At 52.3% G+C, this 13,859-nt stretch carries 15 protein-coding genes and 2 pseudogenes; 8 read left to right on the top strand and 9 right to left on the bottom strand.

Annotated features, from left to right (window positions below; translation table 11 throughout):
• Window positions 1–244: 244 nt before the first annotated feature.
• The 5 genes and pseudogenes from AWX27_RS24970 to AWX27_RS24860 form a co-directional block, all read right to left on the bottom strand.
• Entirely contained in the window at window positions 245–430 is a 186-nt protein-coding gene (locus tag AWX27_RS24970) for a hypothetical protein (RefSeq protein ID WP_154641023.1), read from the bottom strand.
• A 109-nt stretch (window positions 431–539) separates the two neighbouring features.
• Window positions 540–1,283, bottom strand: a complete 744-nt coding sequence (locus AWX27_RS04090) for a hypothetical protein (RefSeq protein ID WP_072265399.1) — start codon at window positions 1,281–1,283, stop codon at window positions 540–542.
• Entirely contained in the window at window positions 1,280–2,119 is an 840-nt protein-coding gene (locus AWX27_RS24965) for a hypothetical protein (RefSeq protein WP_154618167.1), read from the bottom strand. Before AWX27_RS24965 ends, AWX27_RS04090 begins: the two co-directional genes overlap by 4 nt.
• 211 nt (window positions 2,120–2,330) lie before the next feature.
• The gene (locus AWX27_RS04080) at window positions 2,331–2,675 is read right to left on the bottom strand and encodes a hypothetical protein (RefSeq protein ID WP_060419527.1); all 345 of its coding nucleotides are present in this window, start codon (window positions 2,673–2,675) and stop codon (window positions 2,331–2,333) included.
• A 526-nt stretch (window positions 2,676–3,201) separates the two neighbouring features.
• A pseudogene (locus tag AWX27_RS24860) lies at window positions 3,202–4,980 on the bottom strand (replication endonuclease); the annotation flags it as partial.
• 242 nt (window positions 4,981–5,222) lie between these two features.
• On the opposite strand from AWX27_RS24860, the gene AWX27_RS04055 reads away from it, so the two are divergent.
• From AWX27_RS04055 to AWX27_RS24345, 5 genes and pseudogenes are all read left to right on the top strand, one after another.
• Window positions 5,223–5,468: a hypothetical protein gene (locus AWX27_RS04055; protein ID WP_148045837.1), complete on the top strand. Its 246-nt coding sequence runs from the start codon at window positions 5,223–5,225 to the stop codon at window positions 5,466–5,468.
• A gap of 21 nt (window positions 5,469–5,489) precedes the next feature.
• A complete protein-coding gene (locus AWX27_RS04050) occupies window positions 5,490–6,107 on the top strand; it encodes a type VI secretion system-associated protein TagO (RefSeq protein ID WP_060419515.1) in 618 nt (205 codons plus the stop codon).
• 9 nt (window positions 6,108–6,116) lie between these two features.
• Window positions 6,117–7,143, top strand: a pseudogene (locus AWX27_RS04045) (tyrosine-type recombinase/integrase).
• Window positions 7,136–7,285 carry a hypothetical protein gene (locus AWX27_RS25255; protein WP_154631643.1) on the top strand — a complete coding sequence of 50 codons (150 nt, stop codon included), beginning with the start codon at window positions 7,136–7,138 and terminating at the stop codon, window positions 7,283–7,285. Before AWX27_RS04045 ends, AWX27_RS25255 begins: the two are co-directional and overlap by 8 nt.
• Window positions 7,248–8,363: an HNH endonuclease signature motif containing protein gene (locus AWX27_RS24345; RefSeq protein WP_072265397.1), complete on the top strand. Its 1,116-nt coding sequence runs from the start codon at window positions 7,248–7,250 to the stop codon at window positions 8,361–8,363. Before AWX27_RS25255 ends, AWX27_RS24345 begins: the two co-directional genes overlap by 38 nt.
• A gap of 359 nt (window positions 8,364–8,722) precedes the next feature.
• On the opposite strand, the gene AWX27_RS04035 is transcribed toward AWX27_RS24345, so the two are convergent.
• Entirely contained in the window at window positions 8,723–9,088 is a 366-nt protein-coding gene (locus AWX27_RS04035; RefSeq protein WP_060419511.1) for a DUF4180 domain-containing protein, read from the bottom strand.
• A gap of 14 nt (window positions 9,089–9,102) precedes the next feature.
• Window positions 9,103–9,573 (bottom strand): manganese-binding transcriptional regulator MntR, encoded by a 471-nt coding sequence (gene mntR, locus AWX27_RS04030; protein ID WP_038875534.1) that lies wholly within the window; start codon window positions 9,571–9,573, stop codon window positions 9,103–9,105.
• Window positions 9,574–9,803: 230 nt separating this feature from the next.
• Between mntR and AWX27_RS04025 the strand changes: the two genes are divergently transcribed.
• Window positions 9,804–11,108 (top strand): Nramp family divalent metal transporter, encoded by a 1,305-nt coding sequence (locus AWX27_RS04025; RefSeq protein ID WP_049271379.1) that lies wholly within the window; start codon window positions 9,804–9,806, stop codon window positions 11,106–11,108.
• A 42-nt stretch (window positions 11,109–11,150) separates the two neighbouring features.
• On the opposite strand, the gene AWX27_RS04020 is transcribed toward AWX27_RS04025, so the two are convergent.
• Window positions 11,151–11,900, bottom strand: a complete 750-nt coding sequence (locus AWX27_RS04020) for an SDR family oxidoreductase (protein WP_060419510.1) — start codon at window positions 11,898–11,900, stop codon at window positions 11,151–11,153.
• 99 nt (window positions 11,901–11,999) lie between these two features.
• On the opposite strand from AWX27_RS04020, the gene AWX27_RS04015 reads away from it, so the two are divergent.
• Window positions 12,000–12,377 carry a winged helix-turn-helix transcriptional regulator gene (locus tag AWX27_RS04015; RefSeq protein ID WP_072265396.1) on the top strand — a complete coding sequence of 126 codons (378 nt, stop codon included), beginning with the start codon at window positions 12,000–12,002 and terminating at the stop codon, window positions 12,375–12,377.
• Here the strand turns inward: AWX27_RS04015 and AWX27_RS04010 are convergent.
• The gene (locus tag AWX27_RS04010; protein WP_060419508.1) at window positions 12,374–13,279 is read right to left on the bottom strand and encodes a transporter substrate-binding domain-containing protein; all 906 of its coding nucleotides are present in this window, start codon (window positions 13,277–13,279) and stop codon (window positions 12,374–12,376) included. The genes AWX27_RS04015 and AWX27_RS04010 overlap by 4 nt on opposite strands.
• A 219-nt stretch (window positions 13,280–13,498) precedes the next feature.
• Here AWX27_RS04010 and hinT point away from each other — a divergent pair, with 219 nt between their 5' ends.
• Window positions 13,499–13,849 carry a purine nucleoside phosphoramidase gene (hinT, locus tag AWX27_RS04005; protein WP_004928776.1) on the top strand — a complete coding sequence of 117 codons (351 nt, stop codon included), beginning with the start codon at window positions 13,499–13,501 and terminating at the stop codon, window positions 13,847–13,849.
• The last annotated feature ends 10 nt before the right edge of the window (window positions 13,850–13,859 follow it).

The following is a 13,859-nucleotide window of genomic DNA, read 5'->3' as shown; positions in this document are numbered from 1 at the left end:
TACTGCATAAAAAGTGAATTCTTAGGTATGCAGTGCGGGGGCGGGGGGACGGCACGGAGCAGGGGGAGCGATGGGGATTATTTTTTCTACCCCTTCTCCGCAGTCGCAGCAACGTTTCATCAGTGGATCGCTGTGAAGCAATCAGATTCTAGATGCTGACCTGCTACCCTTTGATTGATACAGGCGTGTCATATTGAACCGCTGATACATCAGAGGCAATTGTTCATATAGTTACGATTCTTTCTCACTGCTCTCTAGCCTGTCGATGAAAACTAGTAATTTCAACACTAGCATTACCATAATCTTTTGGCTTTTGGCTTTTGGCTTTTGGCTTTTGGCTTTTGGCTTTTGGCTTTTGGCTTTTGGCTTTTGGCTTTTGGCTTTTGGCCTTTGGCTCTTGGCTCTTGGGTGTAATCATCCATTCTGACATAAATTAAATTTTCGTGATCTTTCAGTCAGTATTCAAGGATGAGAAATGGCTGTAGGGTTGAAATATATGAGCAGTTAAAAAATAGATGAGAAATTAAAAATCCAGCAGGTCATGAAGGAATAGGTGGGGGGGATTTTTTAATTTTGTACTCTTGGACTTTGCTAATGTAAGTAGAGAATCCGAGGTTTTTGATTTCAATAATAAAGCTCGCGTCATTGGAAATGTATTTTGATGCGCTAACTGTCTCATAAAAAAATACACTAAAGACTACAAATCTGAGTACGTTGTAATCAGTGCAATTAATCAACCATGTGTGATACTCTTTAAGTTCAACTTCACTAATATCACCTCTGTCAAATTCAGATCTGATCATTTTTAATAAAAGGTAAAATTGCCTTAGAACTGGGAATATAGTTTCTTTGAACCGTGTGGATTCCAATTCTGATGCATCATCGCTGTCAAATAATTCATGCTCCATATGTTTTAACAGTTGCTCACCATTCCAATTTAATGTTTCTCCAAAGTTAAATGTTAAGCTCTCGAAGCTAAACTTTAATTGAGTAATCATTGCGTAGAAACGGTCGTCAAAACGTTTATTCCTTTCACGTTTTTCCATTAGTGAGTTTTGCTTTTCTTGGTAAAGTGAGCTTTTTATTAAAATACATATAGTTATGAAGCTAAGGAAAGGATTCAAGATCCCCCCAAAAAAATCCCCAAACTGGCCCCATTGCTCACTGCTTTCAGAAAAACCTCGATTGAGATAAAAGAAAAACCAGCCTACATAGCATGATAAAATTAATAAAATGCAGCAGGCAGCTGTTATTGAAATATAAAGCCAAAACCCTTTCTTCATTCGGGATCAACTTCATAAATAACATATTTAACTACTTCATTAGATTTGTTTCTCTTTGGTTTTACTTTGAGGCGGATATTTACTCTTTCTTCATCTGGAACGGCAGTATTAGCCAGTAAGTTTGTGGATACTTTCTGTTTGTAAGAGTTTCTTACTCTACTGTAAGCCCCCGAAAAACTGAAAGGGATTGTATAATTTCCATCAGAAAGAAGAAGCCTACCATTTCCTGTAAAAATATTGAATCTTGAAATTACAGCATCTATATCTGAAAAGTTCGCATCTTCGGTAAGCTCAAATGCATTACCATATGTGTCCTTGTTTACTTCAAAAAGACTATATTTTTTTAAAGGCGTTAATCTGTAAAGTTTTACAGTATAGTTCTTTCGTACAGATAATGTATGCATGTCTTCTACCCAAGAATATATCCTGTCAATTATCCGACTTTCGATGGGTTGGAGTTTTTTAATGCATTTTTCTGCTTTTATTGTAAGATTTGGTTGCTCGGCGTGTAATACTTCATTGACATAATAAGTTATTAATTCACTTAAGACCGCATTACTCATCCTTCTAAGCTTTACTTCTTTTAGTGGATCACTAATCCTAAGGCGGAATTTTTGCACATAAGAGCCTAGAAACCCTTCAAGCAATTCTGTACGAATATCGTCCGCAACGCTACTTCTAGACTTGAAACTATCAGACAACGCCCCTTCTGTTACGGCACTAATAGTCGATGAGAAGCCTTTCATCGTATCAAGAGCATAGTTCATATCAACTAGCTCCTTGCCTGATTCAACTCTAAGTATGAAATCAATTTCATTTGGCTGAGGCATAGACACGTTTTTCAAAGTCCTTATACAAGAGCAATCTTATTTTCAATAAAACACTTCTTCCCTCTAATGTCAATATTTAAAAACCCCATAAAACCAAAAAAATAATTGACATTTTTAACATTAATAACGGTTTTTTCTATAATCTTGTTTCATGCCATAACGGTATGCCCTCAAACCTCTTTAGTCCTTTAAGTCATAATCTGAAAGCCAGCGTTTCTCATAGTGTTGTGAGCATCAGCTTTTTGTAACCAGCTGTCTGCCAACACTGTGAATCACCTTGCATACAACAACCATCTGGATCACCTGGCAACGCATCCCCACATTTCCCGCAATTGCTCTTCCGCAGTTCAGCCATCTGTTTGTACAGTATTCTATTGTCCTGGCGAATAAGGCCAATCAAGTATTCGGTTACCTCGTAAGGTTCCCTAGCTATCCGACGTTGCTGGCAAGCCTCCAAAATCATCGCCATTTCCTGACTATCAACGCGCAGGGTGATCGTGGTGATGCCGTTCGCCTTGTCACGCTGTCGCTGGGCGCGTTTACGTTCTGTCGATGTGGTCATGCTATTCCTCCGATTGCTGCTTTATGGCTTCTTTTCTCTGGTGCTCGCCAACAAGGCGAGTTTGCTCTGGTATCTGCTGATGCCCTAGCGCAGTGAGCCGCGTCAGCGCGGTGGTGGCTGCTGGCGTTGATTGCTGATAAAGACAACCATCTGCCCGCGCCCGGTAGCGCTGACCGTCGATAGTGACCGTTGCGCCCTTGGCCACCGATTTCAGAATACAGGCATCCAGACTGAATCCGATGGACTCGGCGAAGCTCCCGATCTGGCGTTCCAGCTTGCTGAGTGGCCGCTTGATTGTGTTAATGCCAGCGCTGGCCGTAGGTGGCCGGTGATTTTCAGCCTCCTGTCCATCATCCAAACTGAAATAAGCCAGGGCGCGTTGCTCTTGTTCGTGGCGTATTTGTTCCCGCCAGCGCTTATTGCTGGCCAGGTCTGGCAGTACCGACCTTATTGGTGGCAGATTTAGCCCCTCGTTTGGCAATGCAAAGCCCTCGGCGACGGCCATAAATGGATTTTTCACTGATTCTGGCGGTGTGCTGCGTATTCGCCGGAGCAATAACCGTCGTTCTTTATCGGTTAGTCGCTCAAAATCGAGGTTTTCAAGCGGTGCTGGAGGTTCCTGCACCTGCTTGGTTTTTAGCCTTTCCGGCTGCACCGTACAGTTATTGACAGAACTCCGAGAGGGCGCAGGGTGCCCTTAAGGTCAACGGCCAGGACAACGGAATGGGCAGGAACAAACTTCCATTCCTTTATGCGGGTGATGATCGGGGTATCGATACCAACCGGGGGAGAAAATACACCACGGATCCGGATCACGTCTTCGCCATAGTCGTTGGTGGCTTCTGCCTGCTCGTAATAGGTGCGGACAATGAGATCATCACGTCGGACAAAGGGGCCGCCCTGGGCGTTAACGTATTCAGCCCAGCGGCCATAATCGGCAGCATCATGCACGGGCAAATTCGACACTCAGGCCAACTGCGGTTTCATGATCGGCCATGCGACGCAATTCGCGGTAGACCGTCACCGGTGCACCGCCAATAAACTGAAACTGGCGGATGTGCCAGCGGGCGGCCCAGGCGGATACTGCCGGGGCAACCTCTTTCAGCTCTTTGCCGCTGTCGTCGTCCAGTTCGCCATCAAGCGCGTAACCGTCGATATTCTTTGAGATGTATTTGGCGATGTACCCGGTGGCGCTGCCTTTTTCAGGATCAATAGTTTCGGCATGGAAGCGGGCTTTTCTTGAGCGTTCGCTGTAAAGCTCGCCAGTGTCTTCCGCACAGGCATAAGCGCGCAGGATATCGCGTACTTTGCCAACTACCTCGGGCCGCATGAATAGCAGCATATGCCAGTGAGGCGTACCGTCACCGTGTGGCTCAGCTACACGGATCCCGAAGATACGGAATCCTTTACGATGTAGCTTGGCGCGTGCGCGTTCCCACACATTACGCAGGTAGTGCTGCGTTTTGTCCGGGCTGGCCCCACACCATTTCCGATTGCGGTGGCCATGTCTGTTGGTGGCATGGAAGCGGGAAGGGGCTGTCAGGGTGTAAAACTCCCCCACGAAGCCCATCTCGTTGCAGATATCCTCAAAACCACGAATGCGGTTCATCAGCTCGCACCGGCGAATGGCTGGATTTGCAACGCTGTGATCGTATTTGTCGATCAGCGATATGCGGTTGCCTTCGTCGTCTTCCAGCTCCATCGATTTTAAGAATTCACGGGTGCGGCGTTTCTGCTCTCGCCAATCGCTGACGGTTGGCCGGCTGGCATAGGGCGTCGCTTTTTTGCTGACGTGACCGATGGCAATATGCAAGTGCTCTTTCCAGCGGTCAGAATGGCGTCGTAAACGGCGCAGCCACCAACCCTCTGACATCATACGCATGACTGCTGGCGTGGTGTTCTCCACTATCATTTTCCAGCGGGCTACCTGGTAGGTTTTCCACAGTGGCGGCTTTTGCTTAAACCTGCGGGTGAGCGCGGCAGCCCCTTTATATAGCGCCATAACGTTCAATAATTCAGAAGACCGGCCAGTCTCTTCATCGACTACGCTCAGTTCTTGCTTGATGACAGCGGCGATATCTTTCGCCAGCAGTTCAATATCAGATCGCCCTGCGTCTGGCAAATGGTTAAAGCGGTGGCACAGGGTGGCATCGCTGTTGTTATCGGAGGCACGGTATTTATCACTGACGAGATCAAGCCGTGGCAATACGCGCTCAACAAAGTTTTTCGTCAAGTATGCATTGCCCCGGTGGATGCCCTGGGATTCTTCCAGTTTGTTGATGTGGTAGCGCACATCGCGTTGGATCAGATGTGGTTGCTGTTCAAGTAGGAGATAAGCGTTGAGATTGGTGGCGATCTGCTCTTCGGTCTGTTTATCGATTTCGGGCGCTCGGTTCAGCGATGGATCGATAACCGGGAGCGGTGCATTCCATGAGAATGCCCATTCAAAAGCAGGCGAGCCGCTACCAGAGTATGGCAGCGGTGGGGTGGAAGCGTGGCGGCAACCGGAATTTCTAGCAATGCATGGTGGACTGGTGCTTTATCAACATGACATACGACGTTCAAAAAATATTCATCGCGGCTAATTACAGAGAGATATTGCACCGGAATTTGGCCAGATTTCTCCTGTTTTCTCCCCTGATGGGTATGAAAGTAGATCCAATAACCGAAAAAGCCATAAAGCTGGCTAATTACATGGAATATTATGTATTCTTGGGCGATGGGGGGATTTGTGTGGAAAAAACTGGTTGGGTACATAACAGTCAGTCTGCACAGCAATTACCAATTGAATAATTACATTAAGTGATAGTTAAAATGAAAAAAATAATATCTCTGGTCTTATTTAGTTCTTTTGTTGGCTTTTCACATGCAGGAACGAACATTTCAGAGCAACTGGCACAGTGCCAGAAAGTTACTGGTGACAGTGAACGCCTTCAGTGCTTTGATAAACTCGGAAAGTTAAAGGCTGAGGACAAAACAGAAAGCTCAGAACCTCAGTCAACGGGTAAATGGGAGACAAGAAGCGAAAAATCGCCAATCGATGATTCAAGCAATGAGTTCGTCTTTTTGTCCGCGGAAAGTCAGATTCGAGGACAATTTGGTGGGGCAATTACTCCTTTCTTGTTCATCACATGCCGAGAGAAAAAAACTGAGCTTTTTATCAATTGGGAGACATTCCTGGGGATTGATGGTACGCGTGTTCTTACTCGTATTGATGCCCAAAAAGCAGTCAATCGCACCTGGCAGATCTCCACTGACAATAAGGCCACCTTCTATAGCGGACAGACAATCTCTTTCATCAAAGAACTGATGAAAAGTAAAAAAATGTTTGTGCAAATAACACCTTATGGAGAAAATCCTGCACAGACTACTTTTGATTTGTCTGGTTTGTCGACAGCTATCAAGCCGTTACGTGAAGCCTGTAAGTGGTAAGGGCAACGAATGAGCATTAAATCTCTTGGTGCTGAGGGCTACATGGTAGATGTGCGCCCTCAAGGAAGAGAAGGGAAGCGTGTTCGCAAAAAAATTTAAGACGAAATCTGAAGCGCAGCAGTTCGAGCGTTGGATTATCGCGACGCAGAACAACAAAGAGTGGCTTGATAAGCCTGCTGATCATCGACCATTAACCGATCTGATCGACCTGTGGTGGAGCCATCATGGCCAGCACCTGAAAGACGGAGTGAAGAGGGCGCAGAAGTTGCGTGTCATGGCGGAGAAAATGGGGCTACCCAAAGCGAGCCAGATCACCCGCACTTTCTTCGCCGACTACCGGGCGCTGTGATTTGCTGAAGGCAAGAAGGCCAAGACGGTCAACCTTGACCAGGAAATGCTGGGCGGTGTGTTTTCCGTTCTCATCGAGCTGGGGCATTACCACGGCGAGCACCCGCTCAAGGCCATGAAGAAAATGAAATTGCCGGCGCAGGAAATGGGCTTTCTTACCCAAGCCGAGATCGTGGCACTGCAGGAAGGGCTCGACGGTGATCATCTGAAAGCTGTCCGTCTTTGCTTGGCGACGGGTGCCCGCTGGGGTGAAGTGGCCAAGCTGCGAAAGGAAGAGGTGATCGGTAACAAGGTCACCTACCTGAACACCAAGAACAACAAGAACAACAAGAACAACAAGAACAACAAGAACAGGATGGTGCCTATCTCGCCCGAACTCTGCAAAGAGATCACCAACGGTGTTAAGTCAGGGTCGCTGTTCAAGGATCTGAATTATCCCTACGTCCGACTATGCGTAAAGGAAGTTGCTCCTGGCCTGCCGGCGGGGCAGGCGGTGCATGTTCTGCGCCATACTTTTGCCAGTCACTTCATGATGAACGGGGGAAACATTCTGGCGCTGCAGCGGATTTTAGGGCATTCAAGCATTTTGCAAACAATGGGTTATGCGCATTTTGCGCCGGATTATCTGGAAGACGCGGTAAGGTTTAACCCACTTGTAAACGTAAAGGAGTGCGTTACCCATGCCTGATAATATTGAATTGCCCAAAGAAGGCTTGTATGTATCCACAATCCCGGGTGGAGAACGTTTGGTTGTTGTTTATGTAAACGTGGTAGAGGATAGGGGGATTGGGTATGCGCATCGTCAAAATGATGGAGAAAATGGAAGTTGAGTATGGTGGCATGGGTTCGCAAAAACTTCGTGAACTGATGAGTTTTCATCTGAAGATGGGAAAAACTGAAGAAGAAACCATGTTCTTGGTTGCGGATAGAGCTGAAGAAGTCCGCATCATGCAAAGTAATTCTAGGCAACAAGAAATTGAACAGGCGATGGTTTATATGTGGCAGCGTTATCGTGGCCGCTGGCCGATTGTCGTTGCACATAAAGCGCATAGCCAATCCGGCATGACTAACTATCACTATTCAGAACCCGATGGCATTAAAGCCCCACCCTTTTGGAGCTTCTTTATCGTTGATGGCAAATTCCTTTTATCACGTATTAGAATGGGGGGAGTAGGGAAAGTCGCCTTCAGCCATGAGGAAATGTTGGCCAAGTTTGCCCCGAAGCCCTCTGAAAATGCCGCAGGGCAGATAGCTGGTTATGTTCATAAAAATCCAGATCCGAAGCATCAGATCGATCCTGTATTGGTTCGCCGGTTATATTCCGGTGCAGATTTCCAGCCCTTTGGTAGTGTCCGGAATGCATTCGAAACACTGAGGATTGGCGTCGATGCTGAAGCACGAAAATTCCGACGCGTTCTGAAGCAAGAAGACCGTGCTTTTTGGCCGCCGACTAATCCCGAATGGGAATTCCTGCTCAAATATCCGCGTAAAACTGAGCGTGAGTTGGTTCAGGAGCGCGCCCATGAAGATGGCCCAATAACCCAGACTCGTAATCGTAAAAATCAAGACGAGTTCAGGGACGATGTGGCTTATAACTGTTATGGGATCTGTGTATTGACTGGGGCCAGCGCTCTTCGTTGCGAAGCCGCGCATCTGGTTCCCCATGCGCGCAAAGGCGGAGCCAGCTATCTCAATGGTATTTTCCTGCGCCGTGATCTTCATAAATTGTTCGATGATAATCTTTGTGCTATCGACCCAGTCACGATGGAAATGATCTTTTGTGATGCTGTACTTGCAAGCGACCCTGACCTTCGCCCTCTCCACCGGCGCAAAGTTGTAACACGTAATCCCCTCAAGGCTGAAAACCTCTATAATCGTTGGGAAATCTATGGAGCAGGAAGTGCTTAATGGGGTTCACTTGGAAAACGGAAGATAAACTACATTAAGCCTGTTTTTTAAGCAGTGTTGCCAGACAGCTCAACGAAAGACTGTAGTGGCATAGTAAATTTTATCATCTAAAAAAGGTGGGCTAGATCCGTTTGTGGCACAGGACGGCCTTGTTAGCTTAGGCTCTGTATTGTGATAATGTCAGTTCAAGTTTGAGCTAATACAGCTAAAGCATGATCCACAAATTGACCCAAACGCCCACGCAGCACCCATTTTAAGCACGCAGTTACAGGTATCTAAATCCATGATAATCCTGTAACTGCTTGTTTCCCTTACCCTCTAAATGGCGGCGAAAGCCTCCCTTTTTTTATTGCCTGCCGTCAGGCACCAAGCCGCTGTTCGAGTTCGACGAGAGAAGGGAGGAACCAGACCTGTTCGCCGCGATTGGCTTCGCGCACAAAATCTTGCAGCGCGTTGCTTTGCGCCAGCCAGGGGGTGATATCGCCCAGCAGCGCCACGCGCAGGCGGTAGTTGATGAATTTCTGCAATATGGCGCCGGCCATGCCGCTTCTGAGCTGGAAGAAGGTGGCGTCGAGGCGGTTGACGGGGAGGGCAATCATCCCGGCATCGTGTTCAAAGGCGGGCGCGATAAACAGGCTGACGTCGTTTTCGTCTTTCAACGGCGGCCCGGCTTCGGCGAAAACCACCAGGCGCCGATCATGGATTTGCCGCACGGCGTAGCTCATCGGCGCTCCGGGAGTCAGGGTTTGGCGTGCTTTTGCAGGTAATGCTCGAACACCGCCAGCGTTTCGTCCGAGATATGGTGTTCAATCCCTTCGCTGTCCAGCTCGGCGGTTTCGCTCGGCACCCCGACGCACATCAGCAGATCGACCACGATGCGGTGACGGCGGCGCACCTTCTGCGCCAGCTGCTCGCCTTCTTCCGTTAAAAACACCCCGCGATAAGGGCGCGATTCCACCAGCCCGGCGCTTTTCAGCCGCGCGATATTTTTGATCGCCGTCGGGTGAGACACGCCGAAGCGGCGCGCGATGTCGGTGGTTCTGGCTTCGCGGGTGCTTTGCAGCAAATCGGCGATCAGCTCAACGTAATCTTCGATCAGCGCATTGGACTGCGCTTCGCGGGCGCGGCTAAAACGCAGGGCGTGCTCGGCCTCGTCCGGCATGTCGGTCTGGGCGTGGCGGTCGGCGTTATCTGGCGCGCGGGTAACCATAGCGTGGGGCGTCCTGTAAGCATAAAAATGGCATCTCCCGGCAATACGGGGAGGGTTGCCCTAAGTTAGTCCAAATAGCACACATTATCAATTCGATGCCACGCATTGTGGTAGTTAGAAATATCTCTACACAAAGCCAATGAATTTCGCCTGTTGCATAAAGTGTAGCCGATGCTACATTGTCAGCATGATAGGTGGAAAAATAACCAGTGAAAGATTGAGGGTACTTCATGCGTGATGCGGCAACCACTCCATCGTTAACCGAACGGACCAACATTGCGATTGGCGCCGCCCTTGCCGGACGCAAGCGCGGCGCCTTTACGCCGTTGCTGTTCGCCGGCCCGGCGGTGATTGCCTCTATTGCCTATATGGATCCCGGCAACTTCGCCACCAACATTCAGGCCGGGGCGAAATACGGCTACAGCCTGCTGTGGGTGGTGGTGATGGCCAACCTGATCGCCATGCTGTTCCAGGCGCTGTCGGCCAAGCTGGGCATCGTCACCAACCGCAATCTGGCGGAGATGTGCCGCGACCAGTTTTCACGGCCGGTAGTGATCGGCATGTGGCTGCTCAGCGAAGTGGCGGCGATGGCCACCGATCTGGCGGAGTTTCTCGGCGGGGCGATCGCGCTGGCGCTGCTGTTCCATATGCCGCTGCTGGCGGGAATGGGGGTGACGGCGGTGATCACCTATGCGCTGTTGATGGTGGAAAAAAAAGGTTTCCGCCCGGTCGAGCTGATGATCGGCGGCCTGGTGGGGATCATCGCGCTGTGTTACCTGGTCGAGATGTTCATCGTACCGGTGGACTGGCAGGCGGCCGGGATCGGCATGGTGACGCCGCAGCTGCCGGACGCGCAGGCGTTGACCATCGCCGTTGGCATTATCGGTGCCACCGTGATGCCGCACGCCATTTTTCTGCATTCGGGGCTGACCCAGCACCGCAGCCCGGCCAGCGATAACGGCGAACGGCGCAAGCTGCTGCGTTTCTCCAATATTGAGGTGGTGATCGCGCTGGCGCTCGCCGGGTTGGTGAATATCGCGATGGTCATCATGGCCTCGAGTGCCTTCCACGCCGGTAACAGCGACGTGGCCGAAATTGGCACCGCCTATCATACGCTGACGCCGCTGTTCGGTGCGGCGGCCGCCGGCATCTTCCTCGCTTCGCTGATCGCCTCCGGCATTTCCAGCTCGGTGGTGGGCACCATGGCCGGGCAAATGATCATGCAGGGCTTCGTTGGCTTCCGCATTCCGGTGTGGGTGCGCCGCCTGGTCACCATGGTGCCGGCGTTTATCGTGGTGGCGATGGGCGTCAACGCCACCGACGCGCTGGTCTACAGCCAGGTGGTGCTGAGCCTGGCGCTGCCGGCCCCGATGATCGCGCTGGTGATGTTTACCCGCCGCCGCGACATCATGGGCGAGTTCGCCAACGGCCGCTGGACCAGCCTGGCGGCGGTGGTCGGCACGGTGGTGATCGTGCTGCTCAACGTGGTGCTGCTGTTGCAGACCTTCGGCGTCGAGATCCCTGGGCTGGGGTGATCTTATGGGCCGCGCGGGGTGCGGCCGCGTCGCTAAATTAAATTATAAATTCCCCACGCCACCGTCCATCTGCAGCTCGGCGCCGACCATAAATGCCGACTCGTCCGCCGCCAGAAACACCGCCGCTTTGGCCAGCTCCAGTGCGCTGCCCATGCGGCCGATCGGCACCAGCGCGCGGATATCGTCGCGCAATGCCTGCTCATCCGCTTCCGCCAACCCCAGCTTACCCAACGCCGGGGTTTCGGTCGGGCCGGGGCTGAGGCCGTTGACGCGAATGCCGCGCGCGTGCAGCTCGCCGGACAGCGTTCTGGCCAGCGACAGCAAGCCGGCTTTGCTGGCGGCATAGGCGCTGCTCTGCGGCAGGCCGATATGGGCGCTGACCGAACCGCACAGGATCACCGAAGACGGGTTGGCCAGCAGCGGCAGCAACGCCTGGATCAGAAAAAACGGCCCCTTCAGGTTGATGTCCATCAGCCGCTGATAGCTCTGCTCATCCCACTCCTGCAGCGGGCGATGCGTAACGTCGCCGGCGTTGATGTACAGCACGTCCAGCCGCGGCCACCGTTGCCCCAGCCGCTGCGCCAGGTCGCGCTGCTGCGGGATATCGCCGGCGTCGCTCAGCAGCAACAGCGCCTTGCCCGCCAATGCCTGGCCCGCCGCGTCCAGGGCGCTTTGGCTGCGCCCGGTGATCGCCACCGTCGCGCCCTCGGCGATGAACTGGCGGGCGGTTTCCAGCCCGATGCCGCTGGTGCCGCCGGTAATCAATGCGTATTTGCCTTGCAGTCGTGACATAACCGATTCCTCTTTAGCGTCAGTTGCGGCATTATTTGCGCTATAGTTCCTTTTGCATAGTAGGCACCTTTTGGATACTAAAGGGCGAGGTGGGATGAAATGACGGCGCAAGCGCCATTAGCGGCGGAAAATAATTTGGCGGCGTTGCCGACGGCGGGCGAACCTTGCCCGATGGTGGACTTCGTCAATCTGGTATCGGGCAAGTGGGCGATACCGATCCTGTACCGGCTGATCGTGATCGACAGCCCGGTACGATTCAGCGAACTGCAGCGGGCGGTGGCGCCCATTGCGCAAAAAGAGCTGACGCGCCAGCTGCGGCTGTTTGAGCAGCGCGGCCTGGTGACGCGGCAGGTGTTTCCCGAAGTGCCGCCGCGGGTGGAGTATCAGGTCACCGCGCTCGGTAAGTCGCTGCGGCCGACGTTGGACTCGTTGGCCGAGTGGATGCGTCGGCACGCGCCGCAGCTGATCGGCGGCTAGTCGCCGATGCCCGGCGGGTTGATGGCGGAGCGCTCGACCTTTTCGTCGCCTTCGCCCCAGCGCTCCAGCACCTGCGCGTATTCGCCGCTGACGATGACGCCGTTGATGGCGGCGTTGATGGCGTTCACCAACCCGTTGCCTTTCTTGCTGGTAACCGCCACGTAGGCCACGCTGGGGCCGATGCCGACCATTTTGGTCTTGCCGGTCAGCGCCGCCTTGTAGGCGCCGGTGGAGTGGGGGCCGAAGAACGCGTCGGCGCGCCCGGACTGAATGCTCAGGTTGGTGGCGGCGTCGTCGGTCACATAGATCGGCTGCACCGGCGGCAGCCCGGCGGCGCGGTTCTGTTTATCCCATCCCAGCAGAATGTTTTCCTGATTGGTGCCGGATCCGACGATGATCCGCAGCCCGGCGACGTCCTGCGGCCGGTTGATCGAGGTGATGTGGCTGGTGGATTTGACGTAAAAGCCCAGCGTGTCCACCCGATAGGTGGCGAAATCGAATTTGGTCTTGCGCTGTTTGGTGACGGCGATGTTGAAGATCGCCGCATCGTATTTGCCGGCGCTGATGCCCAGCGGCCAATCTTCCCAGGAGGTGGGCACCAGATTCAGCGCCAGCCCGAGGCTGTCGGCCACCAGGCGGGCGATGTCCGGATCGCTGCCGATCAGCGTTTTATTGTCTTCGGCGAACAGCGCCAGCGGCGGGGAGTTCTCGAACGCGACCGCCACCGTCAGCTTGCCGGGCACCGCAAAGTGAAAACTCGCCGGAATCAGTGCGATAGCGGCCGGGTTCGGCTCTGCGCGTATCGGCTCTCGGTTAGCCTGCAGATCGATACCGCCCGCCGTGGCCGCCTGAACGGCGGCGCTCAGCAACAGCGCGCACAGCGCCGAAATCCTCAGTGGCATAACACCCTCTACTCTTTGCTAATCATGGGGTTACTATTGGCGGCGGCACGGGGCAAGTAAAGCAACAATAGTGAATAACCAAAGTGAAAAGATGCACAAGCGGGGCGCCGGCCTGCGCGAATCTGCAGCACTCGACGCGGAAAGTGCGCAATCAGGTTGAAAGCAGTAGAATTTGTCACTCATACTGCGTACAGCTAATTGTGTAAAAAGGAACGCCAGATGGCCGAAGAAACGATTTTCAGTAAAATTATCCGACGCGAAATCCCTGCTGATGTGGTTTATCAGGATGAACTGGTCACCGCTTTCCGTGACATCTCCCCTCAGGCACCCACCCATGTGCTGATCGTTCCCAACGTGCTGATCCCAACCGTCAACGACGTGACCGTGGAGCACGAAGCCGCGCTGGGCCGCATGATCACCGCCGCGGCGAAGATCGCCGAACAGGAAGGCATCGCCGAAGACGGCTATCGTCTGATCGTCAACTGCAACCGCCACGCCGGTCAGGAGGTCTATCATATTCATATGCACCTGGTCGGTGGCCGCTCGCTGGGGCCGCTGTTGTCACGTTAAGCGAGGAAAT

Origin of the sequence: Serratia sp. 2880STDY5682894 (genome assembly GCF_001537385.1) — a bacterium.
Lineage (GTDB): Bacteria > Pseudomonadota > Gammaproteobacteria > Enterobacterales > Enterobacteriaceae > Serratia > Serratia nevei.
Note: the sequence above shows the minus strand (reverse complement) of the source record. Positions and strands in the feature narration are given on the sequence as shown.

Bases quoted from the DNA above. Each gene is read 5' to 3' on its own strand.
- AWX27_RS04020 (WP_060419510.1), bottom strand. From the start codon at position 11,900: ATGTCACGACTGCAAGGCAAATACGCATTGATTACCGGCGGCACCAGC.
- AWX27_RS04055 (WP_148045837.1), top strand. From the start codon at position 5,223: ATGACATACGACGTTCAAAAAATATTCATCGCGGCTAATTACAGAGAG.
- AWX27_RS04050 (WP_060419515.1), top strand. From the start codon at position 5,490: ATGAAAAAAATAATATCTCTGGTCTTATTTAGTTCTTTTGTTGGCTTT.
- AWX27_RS04025 (WP_049271379.1), top strand. From the start codon at position 9,804: ATGCGTGATGCGGCAACCACTCCATCGTTAACCGAACGGACCAACATT.
- AWX27_RS25255 (WP_154631643.1), top strand. From the start codon at position 7,136: ATGCCTGATAATATTGAATTGCCCAAAGAAGGCTTGTATGTATCCACA.
- mntR (WP_038875534.1), bottom strand. From the start codon at position 9,573: ATGGTTACCCGCGCGCCAGATAACGCCGACCGCCACGCCCAGACCGAC.
- AWX27_RS04080 (WP_060419527.1), bottom strand. From the start codon at position 2,675: ATGACCACATCGACAGAACGTAAACGCGCCCAGCGACAGCGTGACAAG.
- AWX27_RS04035 (WP_060419511.1), bottom strand. From the start codon at position 9,088: ATGAGCTACGCCGTGCGGCAAATCCATGATCGGCGCCTGGTGGTTTTC.
- AWX27_RS24345 (WP_072265397.1), top strand. From the start codon at position 7,248: ATGCGCATCGTCAAAATGATGGAGAAAATGGAAGTTGAGTATGGTGGC.
- AWX27_RS04090 (WP_072265399.1), bottom strand. From the start codon at position 1,283: ATGAAGAAAGGGTTTTGGCTTTATATTTCAATAACAGCTGCCTGCTGC.
- AWX27_RS04010 (WP_060419508.1), bottom strand. From the start codon at position 13,279: ATGCCACTGAGGATTTCGGCGCTGTGCGCGCTGTTGCTGAGCGCCGCC.
- hinT (WP_004928776.1), top strand. From the start codon at position 13,499: ATGGCCGAAGAAACGATTTTCAGTAAAATTATCCGACGCGAAATCCCT.
- AWX27_RS04015 (WP_072265396.1), top strand. From the start codon at position 12,000: ATGACGGCGCAAGCGCCATTAGCGGCGGAAAATAATTTGGCGGCGTTG.
- AWX27_RS24970 (WP_154641023.1), bottom strand. From the start codon at position 430: ATGTCAGAATGGATGATTACACCCAAGAGCCAAGAGCCAAAGGCCAAA.